This is a genomic window from Paenibacillus sp. EC2-1 (assembly GCF_049311625.1).
Lineage (GTDB): Bacteria > Bacillota > Bacilli > Paenibacillales > Paenibacillaceae > Paenibacillus_AQ.
In genome coordinates, this window is the sequence record NZ_CP186006.1 from 3905706 (window position 1) to 3930816 (window position 25111).

The following is a 25111-nucleotide window of genomic DNA, read 5'->3' on the forward strand; positions in this document are numbered from 1 at the left end:
TTTGGATATTTTTGCTATGTCCTGTATTTGGTACAGCCAAGAAAAACCCTTGCTAGGCAAGGGTTAATTAGGACTGAACTGACTACATTTGTTCCCAAAATGCATCAAAGACAACAGGATCCAATTGAAAAAAGACACCTGCATTTGCATAACTCACATAATTTCCGTCTTTAAACAACCTGAGTTGAACTTCGGTCTGATCCTGAAGCTTCAAATAGATAAACTTCTGATTCTCAGGTAATGAATCATAAATTCCTGCTTCATATAGCGCATCTGCTGATACAGGTCTAGCCTCATATAAAGAGTCAATAAAAGCTTGTAATGTATGGTCAACTTGGATATCTGTAAAATGGGCTTCACTAAAATTCCAACTGTTAAAATCCTGCCATTTTGCAGATTCAATATGCTCCTTCAAATGGAGCTTGCCAATGAGATCCTCACCCCGGGCAACCGTAATACCGTTAAGTTGTTCGTATAGCTCGGCAAATATCGCCCCATCCATCTGCATATATGACATGATTCTAAAATCTGAATCGTACCCCTTTACCGCGTATAAATCCATCTCGCCTATCGTCGACGCCATTTCAGTGTAATCAGAAGAAGTGCTCCATTCGTCTATCCCAGCTTTTGTACGCCCAAGCTGTTTTCCTTTCAAAAGCTTTGCGGTTTCAGGAGATATTGAAGTAGATGTCTGTGTATAGATGTTGCCTTTGTAAACGATCAATCCAATCATATTGGCTTGCGCATTAGATTCTTTCGGCAGTTCGATCTTCGGGATGGCCACGGCGTGTGAATCTTTATTACTTACCGACGGAGTCTGATCGAACTCAGGCACGTTATTAGATGTGACAATCGTGGTATGTTCAAGATTCAATACTAAAGCAACTACCAGTCCTAGGCATGCAATTACAGCCAATCCAGTTGCTGCTTTTAACAGTCGGTTTATACGGTTACGAGCGCCGCTCATACTTCTTTTATGTTCATCACGTTGTCTCAGCCTCTGAATGATCCGATGCTCCATTCCTTCATCCGGCTCGATCTGATTCATTAGATTCCTATAATCCTTCCGATCCATGATTCATTCCTCTCCTTCTAAATCCATCTTAAGCAGTTTCCTGCCACGATTGAGACGCATTTTTATAGCAGACTCACTGATCTGCAAGATTTCAGAGATCTCCCGAACCGAATAATCTTCATAATAATACAAGTGAATCACTGTCTTGTACTTGAACGGCAGCTTTAAGACATGATCCATAAGCGCTCGATCTGGAGAAGAAAACTCGAAATATTCGTTGATCTCTTCCACCTTCATGACACGTCTTCGCCACAAGCTGCCCTGCATATTCTTGCAGTGATTCGTTATGACCCGAATTAACCACGCCTTTTCATGCCCCTGATCTTTAAATTCTGGCGATTTATACAACAGCTTGATAAACGTTTCCTGCATAGCCTCTTCCGCATCTTCTTTGTTACCCAAATGAACCATCGCTATTTTAAATAGCATCCTCCCATAGATTTCATAGGCATCTGCTATATCTCCGCCCGGCCGGAGCGAGTCACTCTGCATGATGTTCTGACCTCCCTTTACCTCTAACACAACTACGGACGTTCTTTGGTCACATTTTGTTATCAAAAAAACGATGAGCACAAAAAAACACGCCATAAATGACGTGTTCTATTGCAGGTATCACTTACTTCTCAATACCACCTAGTACTGCACCTTTCGCAAACAATCGCTCAATATTCTTTTCTACGATTGGATCGGGTATTAACGGCGGCGCTTGATGAGGTTTGGTACGGGCATCAATAATAACATTATCGCATCCCCAGTGCTTGTACTCATAGCGGCTATTCACACCGTAAATATCATGAGACGGGTTACTCCTTGTGAAGGTAGCCCATAGGAAGTTATTCAGCGTTTCACTCATGAACGTACTGTCATCACAGACGATGAGCATCGGACAGGAGTCAAGCCCTCCTCTTTCCCGAATCGCATCACTGAAGCCATTCATATGCTGCTGCGCTTCTTCATAGCTCTTAAATGACGGTCCTTGGATCGCCACAACCCCTGGCATGACTAAGCTTGGAAGCTTAAATTCAGGTATATCCCTCAAAATCTCCGGAACCTCGCTGCACAGCTCCCGTATCGAATCACCTACAGCTGCGAATATGACCTTACTGCCCGTATTCAACCCTGTCCCTGAATAATCCAAGGTGTCAATCGTCGTATTCGTCTGGAAATGAAGATCCCGCTGCAGATCGATTCGTTCTAATATATAAGATAAAAACGCCTCAATCTTATACGAGCTTATCGGCTGCTTCTCTTCTGCAGTTATGAACAAATACTTCGCTAAGCTTAGTTGACCGGTTCCCAATATCCGATTGGCTTGGGTAAGGATTTCAGCAGGCTGTTTTACTTGCTCATAAGGCGTATAGCGTTCACTGCCAATCGCGAACAAAAGCGGATGTACACCTGCTGCATCAACAGCATGAACTTCTTTCACACCAGGGATTTCCTTCCGAATCGCTCCACCAGTCAGCTCATGAATTAACTCACCAAACGAGGTATCCTCTTGCGGAGGACGTCCTACGACAGTAAATGGAAGTATGGCATTCTGCTTCGCATACACTTTATGCACTCTCATGACCGGGAAAGGGTGGGTTAAACTATAGTAGCCCAGATGATCACCAAAAGGTCCCTCCGGCTTGGTCTCTCCAGGATGAATTTCTCCCGTAATCACGAAGTCTGCATCAAGGCTGATACAATATCCGTCTACATAGCTGTACCTGAAATGACGACCAGCAAGCAGCCCCGCAAAGGTCAGTTCACTCATCCCTTCAGGCAATGGCATAATCGCTGATAGCGTATGTGCTGGCGGACCTCCGATAAACACACTTACTTTCAGAGGTTCACCTTGCTTGGTCGCTTTGTCCTGATGGATTCCAATACCCCGATGAATCTGATAGTGTAGTCCCACCTCTTTATTCAACACATATTCATTCCCGCTAAGCTGAACACGGTACATCCCTAGGTTAGAGTTCATGATGCCTGGTTTCTCTGGATCCTCCGAATATACTTGGGGCAATGTGACAAAAGCGCCGCCATCTTCTTTCCAGTGCTTAATAAGTGGAAGATCCGATATTTGAATCTCCTGGAACCCGGCTGGCTGGCTGCCAGACTTCTTCAATGGTAAAGCTTTACTTCCTGACAAGCCGGTACCGATATATTTAAATGGATTTTTAACAACTTGCATTGGGTTGTTACGAACAGCGATTGCATTCTGCGCTGCATTCCAAGTATCCCTAAAGATAAACTTACTTCGCTCGATTGTACCAAACAGATTAGACACCGCTCTGTACTTCGAACCTTTTACATTCTCGAACAATAATGCTGGACCCCCAGCATCATATACTTTCCTATGTATCGCTGCCATTTCAAGATCAGGATCGACCTCTTCATGAATACGAACCAGATGTCCGTTCTTCTCTAAATCGATAATGCATTCTTCTAGATTCCGATAGCTCATCCATATTACTCCAATCCATAGAAGGTAGTGAACGCATACCCACACTTGTGAATATTGGCTGTGTAAATCATAACACAAATAAGCAGCAATTCCGATTCGTTAGGTCATGCTCAAGTATCCCAAAGAAAAGATGCCAAGAACCTCTTATCTCAATTTCATTGTCCCCGTTAAAAGATACAAAAACACATAAACCACCTGTCAAAATAACAAGCGATTTATGTGTTCATCTTTATGACTTATTCTCATGAGTTATTTAAAATCAAGAATGTAACTCTGACCCGCTTCTGTATTCAAAGATATCTGCTTACCTGAATAAGAAACGTTACAGATTCCACCGTTCAGCGATAAGATCTTGCATTGTATTAATTCGCCCTGCTCCCATTCGATATCCACTTCAAACCCGCCACGTGCTCTTAGACCTGTAACCGCCCCATGATCCCATGCTTTCGGGAGCGCCGGGAGCAATTCGATTAAGCCACCATGACTGTGAAGCAGCATCTCTGCAATTCCTGCCGTCCCACCGAAATTCCCATCAATTTGGAATGGCGGATGGTTATCAAACAGATTAGGGAGGGTGGAATGCTGAAGTAGCTGTTCGAGGTTAAAGAGCGCCTTCTCCCCATCCTTTAAACGAGACCAGAAATTGATGATCCAAGCCCTGCTCCACCCTGTGTGGCCACCGCCATGCTGCAAGCGATATTCTAGCGACTTGCGAGCAGCTTCCATTTGATCTGGCGTGGAAGCATAACTATACTGCTCACCTGGATACAGTGCATATAAATGGGACATGTGCCGGTGACCCGGCTCGGCTTCTTGAAGAGGATCACACCATTCCAATAGGCGTCCATCGGGGCCAATGTCTGGTAATGCTAACTCACTAAACATATCAGCGACCTTAGCAATAAACTCATCCTGTATCCCCAACTCCTTGGCTGCTTCCGTTACACAAGTAAACACATCCCATATAATCTGCTGATCCATGGCAGGCGCCATGCACAGAGCAACTCTGTTACCAGCAGGTGATATGTAGGTGTTCTCCGGTGAAGTCGAAGGGCCCGAGATCCACTTCCCCGTATCCGGATGCCTTACGAGCCAATCCAAGAAGAAAAGTGCTGCTTCCTTCAGTATAGGGTAAGCACGTTCGGCTAGAAATTCGCGATCTCCTGTGAAGCGATAATACTCCATAAAGTCGCGGACGCACCAGCCTGCCCCCATCGGCCACATGCCGTAATTCACATTCCCTACAGGTGCCGTAAACAACCACGCATCCGTCGTATAATGAGCGACGAATCCATTACAGTCATACACTTCACGCGCCGTCTTCCGCCCATTCTCCACCAGACCTTCTAGCAGTTGAAAGTATGGTAGATGACATTCAGACAGATTCGTCACTTGAGCGGGCCAATAATTCATCTGAATGTTGATGTTAATATGATAGTCACTGTCCCAAGGAGCTTCCATTAATGGATTCCAAATTCCTTGAAGGTTCGCTGGCATATATCCTGAGCGACTTGAGGAAATGAGCAAGTATCTGCCGTATTGAAAATACAAGGTAAGAAGCCCCTGATCCTTATTTCCCTTACGGAAAGATTCCAATCTCAGATCAGTAGGTATGTCTTGAAAGGATGATAATTGTTCATCCGCCTGACCTAAACGAAGCTGAACCCGCTGAAACAACCGCCTGTGTTCCTGAATATGATCCTCCTTAATTTGAAGGTAAGACTTCTTCAAGGCACTCTCCAGATCAGCTTCACACTGCTGTATCAAATTATGCTGAAGCGGCTCTGACGGATTCGCAAATTGGTAGTCTGTGCGTACAGCCAGATATAATGTGAGAACGTCTGCATCGCTTATGATGAGAGCTTCTCCCTCATGGCTAATCATACCTTCACCTGCATCTACCTTCAGCATACCGGTAAATTTAACACCAGGATGCGTCGAACCGTGTGCTGCTTGCGCAGTAAGCAGGAGGCTATCTTTACTATGCAGCTCAACACTTGCATCCGTTCCCCGAGATAGCTCTACTCGTGTATTAATCCGTCCTTGACCTTCCGTATAATAACGAACGACCAGAACTTGATCCATATTACTTGAGAAAGCTTCACGACAATAACGAACCCCTTCACGTACATAGGAGACTTTAGCTACAGCCGTATCCAAATCCAATTCACGTCTGTATTCACTGACGCTATGCTGCTCCGTAATCCCGAGATCTGTAATCCATAAATCCCCAAACGGCTGATAGCTTCTTGGTCCTGTATGAGGTGACAGTACTTTCTCTTGTACTAGCTTCTCTGCTTCTTCGCACTTGCCAGCAAGTAGCAGCTCTCTGGCTTCACGAACTGCTTCCTTTGCTTCAGGGAGATGTTCGGGCATAGGTGGCCCAGCCCAGATCGATTCTTCATTTATCTGTATCCGTTCGGAAGGACAATCCCCAAATATCATGGCACCAAGACGTCCGTTCCCAATCGGAAGTGCACGGTTCCAATTCTGCTCTGCTGTCTCATCTGACCTAGATGAGGGCTGATCGTACCATAACTTTAAATCACCCACAATTTTCGTGACTCCTCTCATACTTTGATGCCAAAACCACTACCAAGCTTGTTGCCAGCGATCAGAAAGGCTTTCGCTCTGCGCTGCAAACTTGTACGTTCCTCATATGAAGACGGATCGGAACATACGCTAATAAATATTCGCTGCTCAGCTTCTCTTGAGTTAGGATCGACCTCATAAATATGAAATTCACGCTGAAATTGAATGATGTTGGAGTCGCTAGGCAACACCTCATCTAATTGCGGATACAGTAGCCAGCTATGACATATAAAAACAGGATTGATTCCTCTGAAAAACGCCTTTGCCCTCTCGAACGACTCCTTCGTTCTCTTAGGATCCAGTGGCTCTCCTTCTGGAATATGAACATTAAGCACCACTTGATTTTTATAGATCATTCGACCATGCAGCTCGATATCACGATCAAATGCAGCGGGCTGGAACTGTAATCTTCCTAGTCTAAACAAACGGAGCTGGACATGCTCTTGCAACCAGCTGAACTCCTGAATTCCATACTCATCATAATCACGTTTACAGGTCGAACACCACAATTGAATATCGGAAAAGGTATCGAAATAGACCTCATTATCGATATCTCTAATCTGATATTCCTCATGGGCATCCACCGCAAACCTTACGAATAAATATAAGAATAATGCCCGGTATTCAGATACTTGCTTTACTCTTTCGAAGAAAGAGAAGCGATTGTTATGGAAGTGCTGTTTGTAACTTTGGTATTCCTGTTCATCCATGTCATATCCATATACAACTTCTTGGGCTGGAGGGGAGAGCTTGATCCCCTCGCAGAATGGTTTCAGTTCCACAGCACCAATCTCCTTTATTAGCGGCGAGTCATCCACTTTCCATTCGTGAAGTCAGGGATCGCCACAGGGTGTCCCCCCATCGCAATGGAGTCCTCAGACAACGTTGAGATACACATCCAAGAAGCCATATCATACACATCCAGCGGGGTTTGCGTACCTTTCTTCACACTTTCGAAGAAGTCAGCGAATACGAGCCAATCCATACCGCCATGACCACCCTTCACGCCTTCTTCAAGGAATTTCTTCCAAATTGGATGCTCGTATTTCTCTCTGTATTCGTCAGCATTGCCCCAGTTCTTATTCCAAGCCGAATGATGATCATGTTCTTTATCGATAAAGATCGAATGGTTATCTTCTGTATACATGCCCTTGGTACCTCTCACAGTGAAGCCTCTTGAGTAATATCTTGGAAGCGTAGTATCCAGCGTAATAGTAATCGTCTCACCGTGAGCACATTTAATAATCGTAGTTACAATGTCTCCTTGCATGAAATCTACATCAGCTAACCCACTATCGTGGCTTTTTTCATTCTTTATGTATTCTTTCATACCTTTAGCTTTAGAAGCCATTGAGACAAGGGAAACCATGCGGTTACCACGGTTGATATTAAGAACTTGAGCAATCGGTCCAATTTCATGCGTCGGATAATTCTCACAGTTACGATTGATATAATTATCCAAACGATAATGACGGTTCTCATAACCATAGGCAATCTCATCTCTCAAGTCATGCTGGTATCCGCCCGCGCAATGTACAATGTCACCAAATATCCCCTGCTTAACCATATTCAGAACCATGAGTTCATCTCGACCATAACAGCAGTTTTCCATGATCATCACAGGTACTTTAGTTCTCTCATAAGCTTCTACTAATCTCCAGCACTCCTGTACTGAATATGCACCACCTACTTCACTAGCTACATATTTACCCGCTTCCATCGCTGCAACAGCAATGTCAATATGATCTGCCCATGAAGCACCAATAATTACGGCATCAATTTCCTCAATAGCAAGTACTTCCGTATAATCATTCGTTACAACAGGTCTCTTGCCCCGCTTCTCTTCTACTTTATCTGCTGCTTTGTTCTGTCGATCTTCATATCGGTCACATACCGCAACAACCTCAACATCTGACATGTTAAGAATAATATGACCTAATAGTCCCATTCCCCGTGCGCCTAACCCGATCATTCCAATCTTCACGTTGTCCTTCATATTGTTTAATCCTCCTATTGATAGCGCTTTCCCAAAGGCGTTTCAACCACTTAACCTAACCATCCCAAATGACGGCAAAGAGCGAGTTATCCTCGCTCTTTATGACGTCACAGACAAGACAAACGCCTTAGTACTATCCATATTGAAAACGCTATAATGATTTATTTGATGATATAATAGATCATAATTATGATATTATCAATCATTATTTCGTGTTTTTTTGTCATATGTTTGACGAATTATGATACTGATCTATTATTTACTTGCATCATACGCCTTTTGATAAATCTCTAAATAACGATCAATTTGCAGTGGTTTGAAACCATTAAGATAACTGTCCCAATCCTTATCGATATTTTTAGATCCCGTCACAAACTGTACGATGTTTTCTTCAATATACTTATTGATATTAATTTTGAGTAAAGCAACTTCCTCTGCTTCTTTCGGATCGACCCAAGCCGCAGAAGCGTTAAATTGTTCTTTTGGTTCAAACCCATCATATTTTAACGTCGCATTATACAATCTTCTTTCATACCCTTGTGGTGACAATTCATCCGTTGAAGTCCCCATTACATCTCTAAACGCTCTCGTTTGTAGCAATGGTCCTCTCTCGCCCCATCCATAGTAAACTTTATCTTCTTCTTTCTGGTTCGGGTCACTTGGGATTTTCGCATACTTTGCCGGTTTACCATTCAGGTCAATATCCTCTGGTCCTCCTTTCTTCCAACTGACCCCTTCCTTACCGTAAGTTGCAGTCAGTGCACCCTCTTCGGAGTAAAAGAAATCAGCCAGCTTAATTAATGCTTCTGCTTTTTCACCTTTGGCTTTATCTGTAATTGCGAATGCAAAGTTATTCACTGAGCCGTAATTAGATGGAGTAAATTGAACACCATCAGGTCCCTGTATTGGAGGAACAACATCATATTTTTTGGAGTGCTCCGATTTTAGATCTACAAATACAGCCGGGTGAAGCGCAGAAGATGCTCCTAAGATCGAATCACTTTCAGGAGTACCTATTTGCTTTAATGCTTCTGTATTTTGTGTGAACGCTCCCTGATCGATCAGACCCTCATTGTAAAGAGAATTGATGTATTTCAATCCTTCTTTCCACCCTTCCTGCATTGGACCAAGAGATAGCTTGCCGTCATCTACATTAATATAATCGAGACCATTATTCGGAATAAATGCATTCATTAAGAACATCGTCGGATTATTTCCAAGTTCTCTTGTCTCACCACTGAGTGGGATTTCATCCTTTTTACCGTTACCATTCGGATCACCATTCTTAAATGCTTGCAACACTGCTATAAATTCTTCCGTTGTAGTCGGCATTTCTAAGCCTAGTTTTTCGAGCCACTCTTTATTAATCCACATCTTCCCGTATCTGGAACAGTGATAACATTCACCCAGCAAAGGTAACCCGTAAATATTACCATCTGGTGCAGTGATTCCTTTCTCTAAGTATGAAACATCGTTCATTGCTTTTTGTATGTTTGGCGCGTTTTCTTTGATGAGGTCGTTCAGAGGCAAGAAGATACCTTCTTGACCATATTTCTGAGCCTCCACTTTGGAAATATTATCAATCCAAGTCACTAGCCAGTAAGCATCCGGATAGTCTCCACTTGCGAGGGAAAGCTGGCGTTTTTCCTTGGCAGCATCTTGATTCGCAAATTCCCATTTAATTTTGATATTAAGCTTCTTTTCAATCATTTTGGTGAACTCATTCTCATTGAAATCGCCGTCACTTGTGAATTTAGGGGTAAAGATGGATACTTCGATTGGAGCATTCGCTCCATCCGTATTACCACTGTCGCTACTTTTAGGTGGTTCATTCTTTGAAGGTACACAAGCTGTTAACATAAGTGAGAATACGAAAAACAGAATAGCCCCTTTGGATAATAAACTCTTTTTCATTGACCTCATCCCTTTCAATCATCTTTTTATCCCTTAATTGAACCAATCAACATCCCTTTTACAAAGTGCTTTTGTACGAATGGATACAATACTAACACTGGTAAGCTAGAGACAACGATAAGCGAATATTTCATAAGTTCCTTGAGTCCTTGCAGCTTTAGAACCTCTTCGATGTTCCCCCCAGACTCCACATTCAATATCAGAATACTTCTTAAGATGATTTGCAGAGGGAACAATTCTTCTGACTTCAGATAGATTAAGGCGTCAAAATACATATTCCACTTCATGACTGCGTACATCAACACGAGTACAGCTAAGATTGGCTTGGATAAAGGCAGTACAACCTTCCAGAAAAATTTGGTTTCACTACACCCATCCATCTCACTTGCTTCGGATAATTCATCTGGAATCGTAGATTGGAAAAATGTCCGAGCAATAATAACCTGAAAAACGGCAAGTGCTTGTGGGAGTAACAATGCCCATATCGTATCTATCATATTTAAGTTCTTAACTACGAGATACAGAGGGATAAGCCCTCCATCAAAGATCATTGTAAATACGAGCAAAACCATAATGAACCTACGCCCGTAAAACGTCTTTTTTGATAAAGGATAGGCCAGTAAGATCGTAATCGTTACACTGATGAAGGTACCCACAACGGTGTAAAACAGTGAATTCGAAAAACCTTGAATAATCTGAGAGTTGTTAAAAATAGCCTTATACCCATCTAAAGTTGGTTCTACAGGAAACAGCCAGACCCGTCCGGAAACTACCGCAGACGCGCTGCTAAATGAAGCGCTTACAATAAAGACAAGTGGATAAAGAACGGCTATTAATACGAGAATTAGGAACGTGTAGATTGCTCCTATAAAAAGGCGATCGCCCACGGATTCATTAATTCTTGTTATCGCTTTAGTATTCATGCTTCTCCACCTACCATAAACTTGATGACGAGAATTTTTTAGATAAAGCATTTGCAGAAATTATTAAAATAAAGTTGACAATGGAGTTAAATAATCCAACAGCTGCGGCAAAGCTAAAGTTCGCTCCGAGTAGGCCTACCTTGTATACGTATGTGGCGATAACTTCTGAGGCGTTGATATTCAGCGGGTTCTGCAGGAGATAGATCTTCTCGAATCCGAGAGCCATGATCGAGCCAATGTTAAGAATCAAGACCACGATAATAACGGGAAGTATCCCCGGAATATCAACATTTGTAATCTTCTGGAAACGATTCGCTCCATCAACTTTAGCCGCTTCATACAATTGTGGATCTACCCCTGCTAGCGCAGCAAGATATATAATCGTTGCATATCCAGTATTCTGCCACACGTCAGACCACACGAAAATTGATTTAAAGTGAGAAGGAATTCCCATAAAATTGATAGGCTCGATTCCGAATAGACCAAGAATATTATTAATAAGCCCTGAATTCGGGGATAAGAACAAAATAATGATCGACACCATTATGACTGTAGAAATGAAATATGGAGCATAGGTTATAGTTTGTACCATTTTTTTGAAACGGGTATTCCTCACTTCATTTAATGATAGAGCTAGAATAATTGGACAAATAAAGCCGATGATTAAACCGTACACACTCAGTAAGAGTGTATTTTTTAATAACAAGCTAAAGTTTGGCCCTTCAAAGAAGTATCGAAAATACTTCAGCCCTACCCATTCACTGCCCATAATACCTTTAGTTACGCTGTAATCCTTAAATGCAATTACAACACCTGCCATCGGTACATATTTGAATATGATCAGAAAGGCTAAAGGAATCAGAACGAAGGTATATAACTGCCAATGTTTCTTTACTAATTTCCGTCTCGTTCGTGTTGTTTTTAGATTCTTGGCTATATCCAGGCTATCTGATCCCGTCTTATGAAGTGTGCTTCCTTGCATGTAACCCCCTCCAATCCAATATCCCAGTCCTTAACATGCCTCAGCGCTGAGCCAATCGATTGACTGTTGGGGTTATCATATTAGATAGAAGACGGTTATGAAAGATGCACTTTCTCATACAACGTACACGCTAAAAACCGCTCTACAACAAGGTTTTTAACCATTTTAATTATGGGAGCGTACAATAAAATCTCACCGTACATTTTTGGAAGCGTTATCATGATTTTAGTAGTGATTCGTCCTAAACCCAAAAAGACTGCTTTAAAGTCATTCCATTAGACTTTAAAAGTCAGTCTCTTCTCTAGATTTATTCTCTTACATCTTGCATCATTTTTTTGAAATCGGATGGAGATGTCCCTGTTTTCCGCTTAAAGGCCCGCCTGAAAGAGTGACCACTATTATACCCAGACATCGTTGCGATGTCCTCGATAGACTCGTCCGTTTGAATCAATTTCGACTTTGCATAGTTTAGCCTTACCTCTTCTAGATAATCCGACAAATTCATCCCGACATGTTCCTTAAATAACGAGGTCGCCATTTTCTCCGAAATGCCAGCGGACTCTGTAATATTAATGATCGATAAATTCGGATCATTAAAGTTTTGTTTTACCGCTTCTTTCATTTTGAGAATTACTTGTTGGCCACCAGCTACCTTCTTCTCATGTATTTTCATCGTTAAATCGATAAAAATATGTTTAAAGCGATCTAATTCCTGATATATATCCTGATTCTTGATGTTCATCTCTTTTATTCGAGTCAAAATATCATCGACTAATACTTGATTGATTTGTATATTTTTTGAGAACATTCTCATAATGGTATGATTTAAGGATGCTAACAGCTGGCTTCCTCTTTGTTTATTCAGCACTCGCAACTTTATGTTCTCTTCAAGTATTTTATCGAACAGCTCCTTAACCTCATCAACTTCTCCGTTGGTTACAGCATTGATTAGGCGCAGCTCTAATTCAATCGGATAATAACACTCCATCTGTCCTTCCTGAAACGTATTTACATATTTATAATAGGACATAGGCTGGTCAATCGATGGAACAAATGGCAAACTCAGCTTCGCCTCTTCATATGCTTGGTGGATATGTAAAATCTGATCGAAGTACTGGCCTAGCCCAACATTGACTTTCAAACTGTATTTCTCTACCATACGCTGGATCAAAAGACCAATTGCTATATCGACCTTAGTTTGCTCCACTTGGGATGGCTTGTTTGAATAAGACATTATAAATAAAACCTGATCAACACCATAATTACAGCACAGAATCTCTCCGTTGAAGACATCCATTAATTCATTCTGAATAAGTAATTGGGCAACATTCATCTCATCAAGCATTTCTTTATCCATTTCACTTAACATATGAATAATCTGAACGATACCGACATTACCAAATGGACCATGAATAGATAAATCAGCTTGTTCAATTAAAGCGCTCGCTTCTTTGGAAGAACTTATTTCCCCCGCAATCAGCTTTCGTATGATTGTGTCCTTTAGAATTGGAAGCTGACTTTGGATTTGTTCCTTTAACTCATCATTCTTGGCTAGAATATCTTCAACACTGCTATGTACAAAATCATAAGGATTTTTGACTTTTCCGGTTTGAGGAAAATGCATAATTCCTAACAAACGATTCAATGGAATACTGTTCTTATAGGAGAAAAGGAAGGCAATTGATAGCCCGACGAAGAGTGTAAACATTGCTATAACCATATTGATCGTCCGAATGTACTGTACATCTTCTGATAATTTTTCTTTTGATATGGCAGCTACATATGTCCAATGAGTATTGTTCGACTTGGATTCAAGCAGCATGTATTTCTCATTATTGTTCTTGAATTTATATTTGTTAGTCGACTCATCAAAATAAACCAATTCTTTATCTAGATTGTCATTAAAAATGATATTTCCTGTATCATCATAAACCATCGTAAACCCATCATACTGAGATGAGACCTGATGCAATAATGAAGAAATCTCCTGTTCATCGATCAAAACCACGACATTAGCTTTGGGACTTTGTTTCGAAAGAAATGGGATGGACTGTACGTAAGTAATGATGGATTCATCATTATTTCCTTGGGCGACTCGACTTGCTGGGAAATACTGTCGGGATAAATACGGTTTATTGAATTTTTTATTCCATTCCTCGTAACTAAGTCCTTCGTAACTATTCATCTTATAGAAATCCTTCGGTCGTAGAAAAGATGAATCCGGCGTGACAAGAATATCGATATTATTAAAATAAATATAAAAGTCCTCGAAAAAGTGATTCGTATACCAATAAGGACGAATACTATTCAGAACCTTATAAATATCGTATGTAATTTCTGGGTCCGATGGCTTTCGGTACATTAATTGGTTGATATCCTGATTCTTAGACATTTGATATACAAAGTTCTCGACTTCTTCATTTCTTTTATCGATCATACGACTTGTTTCTGTCATTAAGCTCTGACTATATTTCGTTGCTTGATCCGTAATTCGATAAACGCTAATCTGATATACGATTAAGTTAGAAATGAGAGGTATAACAAGGATCAAAAGATAGGATAGTAGAAACTTTCTGAAGATTTGAATTTTCTCAAAATACTTAAACAATTCAGAATCATCCCTTCCTATCTATATTTCCATAAATATACTGGTCAGTATATCAAAATTATAGAAACTTGAGAAGAAAGCATTAAGCGAACATCTATGGTACAATTCCTGGACAATTCTAGAATATTTTCAAAATAAAAAAACACGCCTGTAAAGGCGCGTCTAATCATTTAATCAATAAAGTTATTCAGTCTGTTCTACATCCAATACATCCAGCAGGAACATGAAGATGGGAATCCCGATAATAAGACCCCAGATTCCTAAGTAATGCTGAGAGAAAATAAGTACGATAAATGTATAGAACATCGGTAATTTTGTTTTTGACGCGTACAACCTTGGATTGAGGAAGTATGTTTCCAGCGCATGAACGATCAAGATCATTATAACAGTCCAGAATACCAAGGTGATTCCGCCAATCTGATATCCAATGATCCCAATCGGAATGAAGGATATGATAACACCAGCCACGGGAATGAGACTTAGCAGAAAGACCATAATCGTGAGCGCGAACAAATACGGGAATCCGAAGATCCAGAGTCCTCCAATCGTAAGCACGGTATTAAACACGGCGATTAGAAGCTGAACCTCAATTACTTTTCCAAAGGATGAAGTGAATTTCTGGCCAAAATAGTGGAACTCTTTATAAGCCCAGCTTATTTTGCTATACCGAAATTTTTCGGTGAATTGTACAACTTTCTTCTTTTGGATAAGATAGAAAAAGCTCAGTAGGATAACAAACAGAATGATCTCCAGCCATTTCCCTAGCTTCATTATATAATCGACTACACTTCCTAAATACTTCTGGAAATCCAGCTTCTCCAGCGCAGCTGCCGTCATCTTAACAAACTCATCTTGCTGGGAAGAACTAGACGTGTTAATAAATCGGGTGATGCTATTAAACATATCTACCACCTGATTCACGATCTTAGGCACATAGTTTATAAGCCCGAATACAAGAGAAGTTACCAGCAAAGCGTATAAGAGAATGTTAACTATCAAAGGCGAAATAGGAAATAGACGGTTAAGCTTTCTTGTAACGAATCCTTCTAGACGCCCCATAACAAATGTAACTAGAAATAATAAAAGTAATAAATTTAGCATATGCCGCAAACTATACAGCAACAAGAGAACTAGCAGCAGAAATAGTATTCTTTTCACAACGGATTGGGCAAAAAACGACTTCAAAAATTCCATAGGCTTCCCTCTTTTTGTATTTATGTCTATCCTATGATTATAGGTTACTCGCCATTCGTAAGCCAGAAATAAAATTTTGTGAAAAATACCCAATCTAAAATTCGATAAGTCCGTACTTCATTTTGACCCGATCAATCTTCTCAATCATAGGTTTTGAAATCATAAAGAGGAACGTAACCGTAGCGATGGCATGCACGATATCAAACCAAAAACCTGATATGTATGTCGCAAGCAAGGCTTCCCATGAAAACTCAGATGTGAACATCAGGACAGATCCTAAATTTATAATCCCCCCATAAATGATTAACGTGGATAATCCTCCGAATAAGCAAAGCGAGAACTTCGTCTTTCTTAGCAACCCCTTCTTAAATAGAAGACCTGCCACAAAACCAATGATACCGAAACAGAACATTTGCCACGGCGTCCATGGTCCTTGTCCAAAGAAAAAATTAGACACAAATCCTGTCATGGCACCCACAAGAAAGCCTGCTTCCGCCCCTAGCGTCACACCAGATATAATGACGATCGCAACGACCGGTTTAAACTGTGGCAGCATAAAGAATGCGCCCCTTCCTGCTACGGCAATAGCGACAAGCACACCGATCACGATTAATTCTCTGGCCTGAGGCTTGCGATTCTCAAACACCATAGCAAATGGAAGCATGGTATACAAAATAATTAAAAGGCTAATAAAATAGTATTTCCTATCATCTAATAGAAATACACCCATTAGGATTGTTGCGGGAATTATAATGAGGATCATGACTGCTGCAAGATTCGGCCGGCGACGATATCGCTGATTCTCTAATTGCTGTGAAGGCATCTTTCTATCACATCCTTAGTCGTTACACTATCATTCCATACATGCCTCACCATACGATTTGCTGCCGTCGTATAGAAGCTGTTACCTGCAAAGAATTTTCTTGTTGTGTTGCTCGTAATGAGACTCCCATCAAAAAACATCGCGCACCACTCCCCATGCTCCGCACAAAACTCAATGTCATGCGAAACCATGACAATGGTGACACCCTTGGCATTCAGCTGTTTCAAAAATGCAGCGAGCTTGTCTTTAAAGAAAGCATCCAGCCCTTTGGTTGGCTCATCAAGCAACAATATTTGGGGCTCCAATAGTAATACCTTCGCTAGTGCAGCACGCTGCTGTTCTCCTCCACTGAGATCGTACGGATGCATGGCCATTAACGGTTCAAGCTCTGTGAACATAATCATGGCTTTTACTTTTTCCGTTTTTTCAGCTTGGGTTAGTGTCGTATGGGATAACACTTCATATAAATCCTGCTCTACAGTCTTTTTCACGAATAAGGATTGTGGATTTTGGGGCAACACTCCTATATTGTTCGTGAAGAGTTCCTTGCTGCTCATCTTTGCTGGATTCTTCCCACCGATCAAAACTTTCCCTCGATATGGCTTTCGAAGTCCGCTTATGAGGGATAACGTTGAGGTCTTACCCGTTCCATTACCGCCCAGTATGCAGTAGAACTGCCCCTCTCTCACCTCTAAAGACAAGCCCTTGATGATATCGACTCCATGCTTCTCGTATTTAAACCATACATCTTTAAGGTTGATGACTATATTGTCTTGCAAAACAGCGTACTCATCCTTAGGGGGAAGTGAAGTGGCTATTTGATTATGTAGATATGCATCGACCCATTGACGTCCTTCTTTTACTGTAATGGGGCAAGGTAAATCATCATTTCCTACTGCGGCATAGATTCTCGTTGGGGATGGCATAGCCATGAACATATGATGATTCATCCTGCGTAAGGTCTCACAAGCTTGTTGCGGTGGAGCATCTGCAATGATTGTCCCTTCCTCCATCACAATAAGTCGATCCGAGATCGGGAGGACTTCCTCTAGGCGATGCTCTGTAATGATGACTGTGGTTCCCAGCTCTCGATTAATCTTCTTCACCGTTTCTAAAAAATCTGCAGCTGCAATGGGGTCCAGTTGTGAGGTTGGCTCATCCAGAATGAGAACGGAAGGGTGCATAGCCATAATAGAAGCTAAATTCAGAAGCTGCTTCTGACCACCGGAGAGCTCTGATACATTTTTATGAAACCATGTTTGAATCCCGAAGAAACTAGCCATCTCAGCTACACGCAACCTTATGGTGCTGGAGTCATAACCTAAACTCTCTAATCCAAATGCAAGTTCGTGCCACACTTTATCTGTCACAATCTGATTGTCAGGACTCTGAAGCACAAATCCGATCTCTGCAGACTGCGTGCGATGATCGATTGTTTCGAGAGACTGTCCGTCAAAATAGATAGTGCCTTCCCTTGACCCGTGCGGCGTAAGCACTGTTTTGAGATGTCTAAGCAGTGTACTCTTGCCGCAACCAGACTTCCCGCATACGGTAATAAACGCTCCTCTTGTGATCGATAGATTGATATGAGATAGTGCTGGGGTATCTTTTTCAGGAAAGGTAAATCCTAAATCTTCGATTCGATATACTTCCATTTCATTGCCTCCACCATATTAATGATCACAGGAACCGTACATAACAGGAAATAGGAAATATACACGAGCACACTATACACGGTTATCTCCATCATTTTAATAGAAGGAAAATAACGTATCGTATTCTCCCCCCTGAATGCACCTAGAAGAACTATAACGGTTAATCCGATTAGGAGAGAGAGTACAACCTTATCCCTTGAATCAAAACGAAAGATTGAAAAACTTGTTCGATTAGGCAGTCCATACCCTCTGGACTTCATCGAATCCGAGGTTTCAATTGCATTTTCCAGTGCCCAGGTGGTCATAATTGAGAGAATGGTAATTCCATGTTTGGCTCTTGAAAGCAAACTCCCTTGCGAAACGTCCCTCCCAATGCATTGTTGTGCATTCGAGATCACCTTTAATTGTGTTAAATAGCGGGGGACAAAACGCAAGACCATCGAGAAGATTAAGGATAGTGCGGGTAGTATTTTTCCAAAAATATATATAAATTTATCAGATGTCATGACAGAGTTATAACAGGAGAACCACATCATTACCGTCACGAACATACAAGCTGCGGCCACACCGAACAGAATAGATTCAAGCGTAATCGGATTTCCGTTATTTAAATAAAATAAAATCGTAACACCCTCATGATTAAAAGCCGGATTCAATACGGCCATGAACAAGAAGAGCGGGAGCATGTAGAGTAGATTGAATTTCATGGCCTTCCTTCCGTTGAGGAGAATGGAATAGATCGCAGCACTGAGTAGTGCAATGGCTTGAAGAATTGGATGCATAAAAATCATGCTGAATGTCAGAATGACGACAAAGTAGTAAAAATTCACGAAAGGATGAAACGTCGAAAAGGAATCTTTCATTATTTCTGTCCTCCTGCAGCTGTTCCTCCACCAACATCCCGTCCTAAATCACAGGTATACACCCACTCGACAACATCTCCGTCTTTCAGCATATAACGACTGCTACCATAATTCGGAAACCAGCCATTCACCTTGTACATCCATCCACTAAGCTCCCCGCAGTCGAATTCATATATATTATTAATGCCTTCAATATAATTGCTGTTGTAGATTGGGGTCATGGAAAATTCCATGTGGATCTTATTCTTCTTCATCTCTCTTAACAAAACATCAAACACAGATTCTCCTTCATAAAAGGTTACTTTTTTAGCTTTATATATCACCCCGTCGGCAGGCAATACCTCAAGTTTATCCTTATTGAATTTATCCATATTGTCTAATATGGTTCGGCTAGTTACTGACAAGGTGATCATTAATGGCTTAGCCGTGTTGACCTCTGTATCCTGCCACTCTACGGGCTTTGGCTTCCCTTCTGGAACAGGATCAGTCAGAAATTTATCCTTCTTAGGCTTAGGATTCGGTTCTTTGATATCCGGTTTGGTTGGTTCTGATTTAGGCTTATCTTTATCCTGGACTTTCGCTTCAGAGCTATTCCCCTTGTCAGTAGATGTGCTTGATTTGGGTGCTTCCGTGTTCTTCTCTACTGTATCCACAGGCTTCTTCACTGCTGGCTTCTCTTCTACATTATCTGATGGTTTGACTGATTCTACAGATTGAACTGAATTTGTTTTCTCCTCAGGCTCGGACTCCTTAGAGTTATCTTTTGGGTCTTTGGAGTCTTCTTGCTCTTTCTTCACTTCCGATTCGCTATTAGAATCATGTTCGTCAGTAATAACCGGTGGCTTAGTTTGCTTATCTTCTTCAAGCGGAGTGATTTCAGTAGTCTGAGACGATGTTGTTTCGTCTACAACAGGTGCTTTAGAGCTGCTGTCCTCAAGGCTGATCGGACTTTTCTGTACATCCCCACCCCAGAAGAATGCGATAGCCAAAATACCAAGGATCACAATCGCAGTTATCCATTTTTTCTTGTTCATATGTTTGTTTCCACCTTAAATAACTAAGCAAGGGTACACACATCCCCCCTTGCTTAGCACTTCAATTTAAGTTTAATGAAAAAAAATCATTTATTTAACATCTGTCAGGTCATAAAGACGACTCTGTCCATTGATAAATCGGTCAAATGCAACCAGAGCATAAAACGCCTGATCTGTAGCCATAAGATCCACTTCACCTGGTTTCGCCCCGCCATTTCCTGTACCACCAGATTTCACATGGTAGAAGCCTCCGGTTGGTGCAGCAAAACTCAACAAAGCATCAATAGGTGAGTGTCCATTCTTAATAAAACGGGCATCCGTGTGTGGGTTAATTCCTATGCTGGTTAAGCCTACAATTACCTGTGCTATGCTCTCAGAATTCGTAGAGCTCCAGCTTGAGAAACCTCCGTCAGCAGTCTGTGTCTTGGACAACCATGCAACACCGCGGTCCACAGCCACCTTCACTTTCGGATTTGAACTGTAATAAGGCGTTAGTGCTTGAAGTACCATCCCCGTAATATCCGGGTCAGAGACATCAGGGCGTTCTCCGAGTGCCCATCCACCACTACTAAGCTCACGATTCAGGATAAAATCAATCAGTTTCTCTCTAGTTGTCTGTGTCTTTACTTCTTTAACAACAGGTATTTCATACTTCTTACTATCTAATGCAATAAGAGCGAAGATCGGCCCATTAATGCCTTGTTTAATTAGCGTTTCATAATCGGCAAGCGGCTTGATTAAGTCATAACCCGCGACATTATCTATCTTCTTCCCCATAGCGGTTAAAGCAAGAATAACTCTGTCATATTCCGTATATTTGACGCTATGAAGCTTGCCTGACTTTTCCTTCAAGATCTTCTCCACATTGGCATAGTATCGAGCATAATAAGCATCTGGCACGGTTACACCTGAACGGGCCAGTCCAAATACAGTCCAATCTCCACCAACACTAGCGATTACAGGATCTTTAACTTCTTTCTGCAAAAATGAGGCTGTTTCTCGGATCTTGTTCTTTACTTCTTGATGAACAGCGTCGCTAGTATTCGTATCTTCTTCTTTACTGTTGTCTCTATATTTGTATGCCTTCAAGGCAACAACCGCTGCCATCTCTTTTGTTACGGAATCTTTTGGTTTGAATTGATTATTACTTCCAAGCATCAACTCTAGAGCAACAATCGTTTCAACATCCGTTCTAGCCCACTTCGATACGGAATTGATATCTTTAATAATTGCGGACGGCTTCGTAGGCGTGGCATCGAGCGCTCTTACAACCGTTGCTGCCATCTGCTCCCGCGTAATGATATCGGTCGGATTAAAGTTACTATTAGAACCAACTACTAATCCTTCTTTATAAGCCGCATTCACATAAGGGTAGAACCAATCATTCAGAGAGACATCTTTAAAGGTAATGCCTTTGCTTGTGTTTAGATCTAACCCCAGAACAGACACCAATATCTTGGTGAACTCCGCTCTCGTGATTGCAGATTTCGGCTTAAACTTACCTTGATTACCTTGAATAAATCCGTGCTCTGTTGCCTCGCCTACCGCACTGTATGCCCATGACGAAATGGTACTGGCATCGCTATAGACATCTTTCAAATCCACAGGCTTAACTACTGCTGACTTCGAAGTCGTATAGGTAACGAAGGTCGTCAGATGATTAGCTCTTATATACAGGTCGTTATTCTTAACAAAGGCATAGGCTTTCTTCTCGGTGCTATTTACAGCCTGCTTTCCTTGCTCCTCCGTGTCATAAATCTCAATTGCTGAGAATTTGTTATTCTCAACAAAGCCTGGAAGCTGTCCTTTGCCACCTTGAACGATGAATGTCAGCGGCTTATCGAACAAAGCTTGGTTTGACTTATTGCCCATAACAAAAGCATGGTGAATCTGATCAAGCTGATCATTTCCTTTGATACTGCCTTTAATCAACTCTCGTAATTGTGTATCTTGACTATTGATTGCTGTAAAGAGCTCGAGTTTGCGATCCCCTGACTTGAAAAGGGTGCCCTTCTCAATGATGGCTGAAATTTTTCCCTTAACCACCTTAATGGTAGGCATTGCATTCTTCACTTCGTCCAAATTCAGGAATACTCGATGTTTAACGTCCGGAATGTTAATGGTAATCTGATCTTTTTGGTTTAGCGCTTGTGTGATGTTTATGGTATAGTCCGCTGAAATATCCTTCGGAACTTGGATAACCGGAGTCTTATCATTCGAATCAACCACGATACCTGGAGCAACCGATGTCGATCCTCCTGGGGTACCTTCCCACTTACCAGGGTCTTCTCCTAAATCTGCTCCTAAGTTCTTCGTGTAGCGCCACTGAAGACGATCGCCATCACTTAAGGTGTAACTGCTCGCACCATAGCTAGGAAATGAACCGTTAACACTGTACATCCAGCCACTACCGCTTCCGTGATCAAATTCTCCATCACCAGCAATGGACTTTACATATACACTTCCATATTGCTCGGGCCAGTCATAGGAATAACTTATATTCCGCTTGTCCAGTTCTCTCTTCAACACACTCCAAGCCGTGTCACCAGACTGAATCTCCACGGTTACGGCTGAGATAACGTTCCCTTTGTTAATCGAATGTTTATCTACAGACAGGGTCACATATTGTGTTGGCTTCGGTGTTGTACCACCTCCGTTACCTGGCGTTTCAATTACACTTGTTGTGTAAGCGACAAAGTCTGTAAAATGTTTCGTTTTGACGATTAAGTCTTTTCCGCTATCATAGGCATATTCTTTCTTCCCACTGCTCAACCCTTGCTCATCGCCTGAGTACTTCGAAATTGCGTGGGCTGATCCGTCTTGGATATAGGCAGCCTCTTTCCCGCTCATTCCCTTGAAGGTTAAGGTAATGAAGGAGCTGAATTCGATCTTACCCTTACCACCCATTGTGAATGCCTGAACAATCTCATCCAGCTTATGTTCCTCTGGAATAATTGGTTTGATCTGATCTTTTAAAGAAGAATCCGTCTTATGGATTGAAGTTAATAACTCCAATGCTGAAGCGTCGCCCGTTGTGACCGCAGTACCTGCAGGGATCAAGACGGATACATTACCCTTTGTAGCCTCTATTTTTGGAAGGCTGCTATTCGAGGGAAGTTTAGCACTTACCTTTGAGTTTTTATCCGCCGGAATCGTTATCGTAATTTCTTTATTACTATCTTCTGGCTTTATAGGAACGATATAATCAAGCTCATCTTTCGGTATAACAACATCCGGTTTATCACCCGATGGCAATGTCACTACTATATCTTTAGGAGACTCGGGTTGTTCTGGAAGTTCTGGTTGTTCAGATTGAACATCAGTCATGTCATAGAGACGATTCTTACCATTCTTAAATCTGTCGTAAGCTACTAGGGCAAGTGTCCCCTGATCCGTAGCCATGCTGTTGACAGCACCTAACTTCGTGTTCATAAAGCCACCATCAGGTACAGCAAATGTTAGCAAGGCATCTAATGCTGAATTTCCATTCTTAATAAATCGATCATCTGTGTGTGGGTCTATCCTCAAACCGGTTAAGGCAATAATAACCTGAGCAATACTCTGGCTATTTGGCGATGATCCGTAACCATAACCTCCATCTTTCATTTGGGCCTTAGATAACGCCTCAATAGCCCGATCTACTGCTGCTTTTACATCCTCACGTTCATGATAATAAGGGGTCAGTCCTTGCATCGTCATTGCCGTGATATCCGGATCTATCGTGCTCCCAAAGAATGCCCATCCACCATTAGGAAGCTCTTTACCCAAGATGAGGTTTATAAAAGATTCTCTTGTGGATTGCACACTCTCTTTGGTGATATCTGGAATCTCATAACGATTGCTGTCAAGTGCCAGGAGAGCATAAACGGGTCCATTAATGCCTTGATTAGCAACATAGGTGTAGTCAGCAAGAGGATTTCGTACATCATGCCCGTTCACATTTGTTATATCTTTTCCGATTGAAGAAAGCCCCAGAATTAATCTGGAATGTTCAGTACTAAATACATTATTCTTAGACATTAATGCTTCATATTCTCGAACGACATTGTCGTAATAGATCTTATAATAATCGCTAGGCACCGGATAATTAGCCCGCGCTAAAGAGATGATAACCCACTCACCGTTGCCTGTCCCCAGAGTCGGAGCTTTTACTCTATCAAGAGTATAAGCAAGACTTTTATCCAGATGTTCTTTTGCGAGTGTTACAGTGTCAATCTTCTTGATAATCGTAAAGCTTGTCGTTGTCTCATTCCCTGCGCCATCGATAGCCGTTATGGTTATGCTATTCTCCCCATCAAGAAGAGTAGCCTTATATTGATCCTGAACCGCTGGTAACACGTCTTCATTCACTGCGACTTCTGGAATAATGTCCGTGTACACGTTATCTGTTACTGTAATTTTGAAGCTTATTTCACTAGATGATACCGTCTGGTTATCTTGTATTCCTTCTACCTTAATCGTCGGAGGTTCTTTATCTTCCTTGGGTTCTGTATCTACCTCTTCAATCTGCTCATTGTTAACAGTAGTAAGCTCTTCTATTGGAGCAACGGAAGTGTCAGCCTCATCCGCGTAGGATACCGTCATCCCGTTCGTGAACATCGTCATTACAATGCTTATGATCAGCAGCCATGCGATTAATTTATTTTTTCTCATCTCAATCCATCATCCTTCCAATTCATCTTTCGTTTAACAGCACACAAAAAGACCTCTCAACTTGAATCGTTAAGAGGTCTAATAGATTACGCAGCTATATTTAGCCAGCACTAATAAACACCTTCCTATCCATCGTAGAGTTGTGGTGTGACAAAACAGGCAGGTATTCTGGCTCAAGTATCAACATCCTAGCAGCCTTCCCAGTTCCCCAGTGGCATCGTTGCAAGGACTCCTCTTATACAGCGGCGGGACCGCGTGGGATTCTCACCCACTTCCCTTTTAACCAATTTATGAGATGGATGATTCCATTCACAATTGGCACCTGTTTCGCGTGTTCCATATTTGAT

16 protein-coding genes and 1 riboswitch are annotated in these 25111 nt (G+C 41.7%); all 16 genes read right to left on the minus strand.

The window, feature by feature from the left end; translation table 11 throughout:
• Nucleotides 1-82 precede the first annotated feature (82 nt).
• The gene (locus tag ACK8P5_RS18420; protein WP_422657711.1) at nt 83-1075 is read right to left on the minus strand and encodes a hypothetical protein; all 993 of its coding nucleotides are present in this window, start codon (nt 1073-1075) and stop codon (nt 83-85) included.
• Between the two features lie 3 nt (nt 1076-1078).
• Complete coding sequence (locus ACK8P5_RS18425; protein ID WP_422657712.1) at nt 1079-1567, minus strand: RNA polymerase sigma factor; 489 nt, start codon at nt 1565-1567, stop codon at nt 1079-1081.
• Nucleotides 1568-1691: 124 nt separating this feature from the next.
• Nucleotides 1692-3527, minus strand: coding sequence for a UbiD family decarboxylase (locus ACK8P5_RS18430; protein WP_422657713.1), 1836 nt, complete (start codon nt 3525-3527; stop codon nt 1692-1694).
• A gap of 249 nt (nt 3528-3776) precedes the next feature.
• Nucleotides 3777-6080 (minus strand): glycosyl hydrolase family 95 catalytic domain-containing protein, encoded by a 2304-nt coding sequence (locus ACK8P5_RS18435; protein WP_422657714.1) that lies wholly within the window; start codon nt 6078-6080, stop codon nt 3777-3779.
• A gap of 17 nt (nt 6081-6097) precedes the next feature.
• Nucleotides 6098-6901, minus strand: a complete 804-nt coding sequence (locus tag ACK8P5_RS18440) for an acyltransferase domain-containing protein (protein WP_422657715.1) — start codon at nt 6899-6901, stop codon at nt 6098-6100.
• Between the two features lie 17 nt (nt 6902-6918).
• Nucleotides 6919-8115, minus strand: a complete 1197-nt coding sequence (locus ACK8P5_RS18445) for a Gfo/Idh/MocA family protein (protein ID WP_422657716.1) — start codon at nt 8113-8115, stop codon at nt 6919-6921.
• Nucleotides 8116-8370: 255 nt separating this feature from the next.
• Nucleotides 8371-10029, minus strand: a complete 1659-nt coding sequence (locus ACK8P5_RS18450) for an extracellular solute-binding protein (RefSeq protein ID WP_422657717.1) — start codon at nt 10027-10029, stop codon at nt 8371-8373.
• 26 nt (nt 10030-10055) lie between these two features.
• Nucleotides 10056-10952 (minus strand): carbohydrate ABC transporter permease, encoded by an 897-nt coding sequence (locus ACK8P5_RS18455; RefSeq protein WP_422657718.1) that lies wholly within the window; start codon nt 10950-10952, stop codon nt 10056-10058.
• A gap of 10 nt (nt 10953-10962) precedes the next feature.
• On the minus strand, nt 10963-11934 hold the full coding sequence (locus tag ACK8P5_RS18460) for an ABC transporter permease (RefSeq protein WP_422657719.1): 972 nt from the start codon (nt 11932-11934) through the stop codon (nt 10963-10965).
• Nucleotides 11935-12241: 307 nt separating this feature from the next.
• The gene (locus ACK8P5_RS18465; RefSeq protein WP_422657720.1) at nt 12242-14542 is read right to left on the minus strand and encodes a helix-turn-helix domain-containing protein; all 2301 of its coding nucleotides are present in this window, start codon (nt 14540-14542) and stop codon (nt 12242-12244) included.
• 183 nt (nt 14543-14725) lie between these two features.
• Entirely contained in the window at nt 14726-15736 is a 1011-nt protein-coding gene (locus ACK8P5_RS18470; RefSeq protein WP_422657721.1) for an AI-2E family transporter, read from the minus strand.
• A 94-nt stretch (nt 15737-15830) separates the two neighbouring features.
• Entirely contained in the window at nt 15831-16559 is a 729-nt protein-coding gene (locus ACK8P5_RS18475; protein ID WP_422657722.1) for an ECF transporter S component, read from the minus strand.
• Nucleotides 16541-18214: an ABC transporter ATP-binding protein gene (locus ACK8P5_RS18480; RefSeq protein ID WP_422657723.1), complete on the minus strand. Its 1674-nt coding sequence runs from the start codon at nt 18212-18214 to the stop codon at nt 16541-16543. Before ACK8P5_RS18480 ends, ACK8P5_RS18475 begins: the two co-directional genes overlap by 19 nt.
• Nucleotides 18187-19077 (minus strand): energy-coupling factor transporter transmembrane component T, encoded by an 891-nt coding sequence (locus ACK8P5_RS18485; RefSeq protein ID WP_422657724.1) that lies wholly within the window; start codon nt 19075-19077, stop codon nt 18187-18189. Before ACK8P5_RS18485 ends, ACK8P5_RS18480 begins: the two co-directional genes overlap by 28 nt.
• The gene (locus ACK8P5_RS18490; RefSeq protein WP_422657725.1) at nt 19077-20111 is read right to left on the minus strand and encodes a DUF4430 domain-containing protein; all 1035 of its coding nucleotides are present in this window, start codon (nt 20109-20111) and stop codon (nt 19077-19079) included. The genes ACK8P5_RS18485 and ACK8P5_RS18490 overlap by 1 nt, the downstream gene beginning before the upstream one ends.
• A gap of 90 nt (nt 20112-20201) precedes the next feature.
• Nucleotides 20202-24764: an S-layer homology domain-containing protein gene (locus tag ACK8P5_RS18495; protein WP_422657726.1), complete on the minus strand. Its 4563-nt coding sequence runs from the start codon at nt 24762-24764 to the stop codon at nt 20202-20204.
• A 141-nt stretch (nt 24765-24905) separates the two neighbouring features.
• Nucleotides 24906-25105: riboswitch (cobalamin riboswitch) on the minus strand.
• Nucleotides 25106-25111 lie beyond the last annotated feature (6 nt).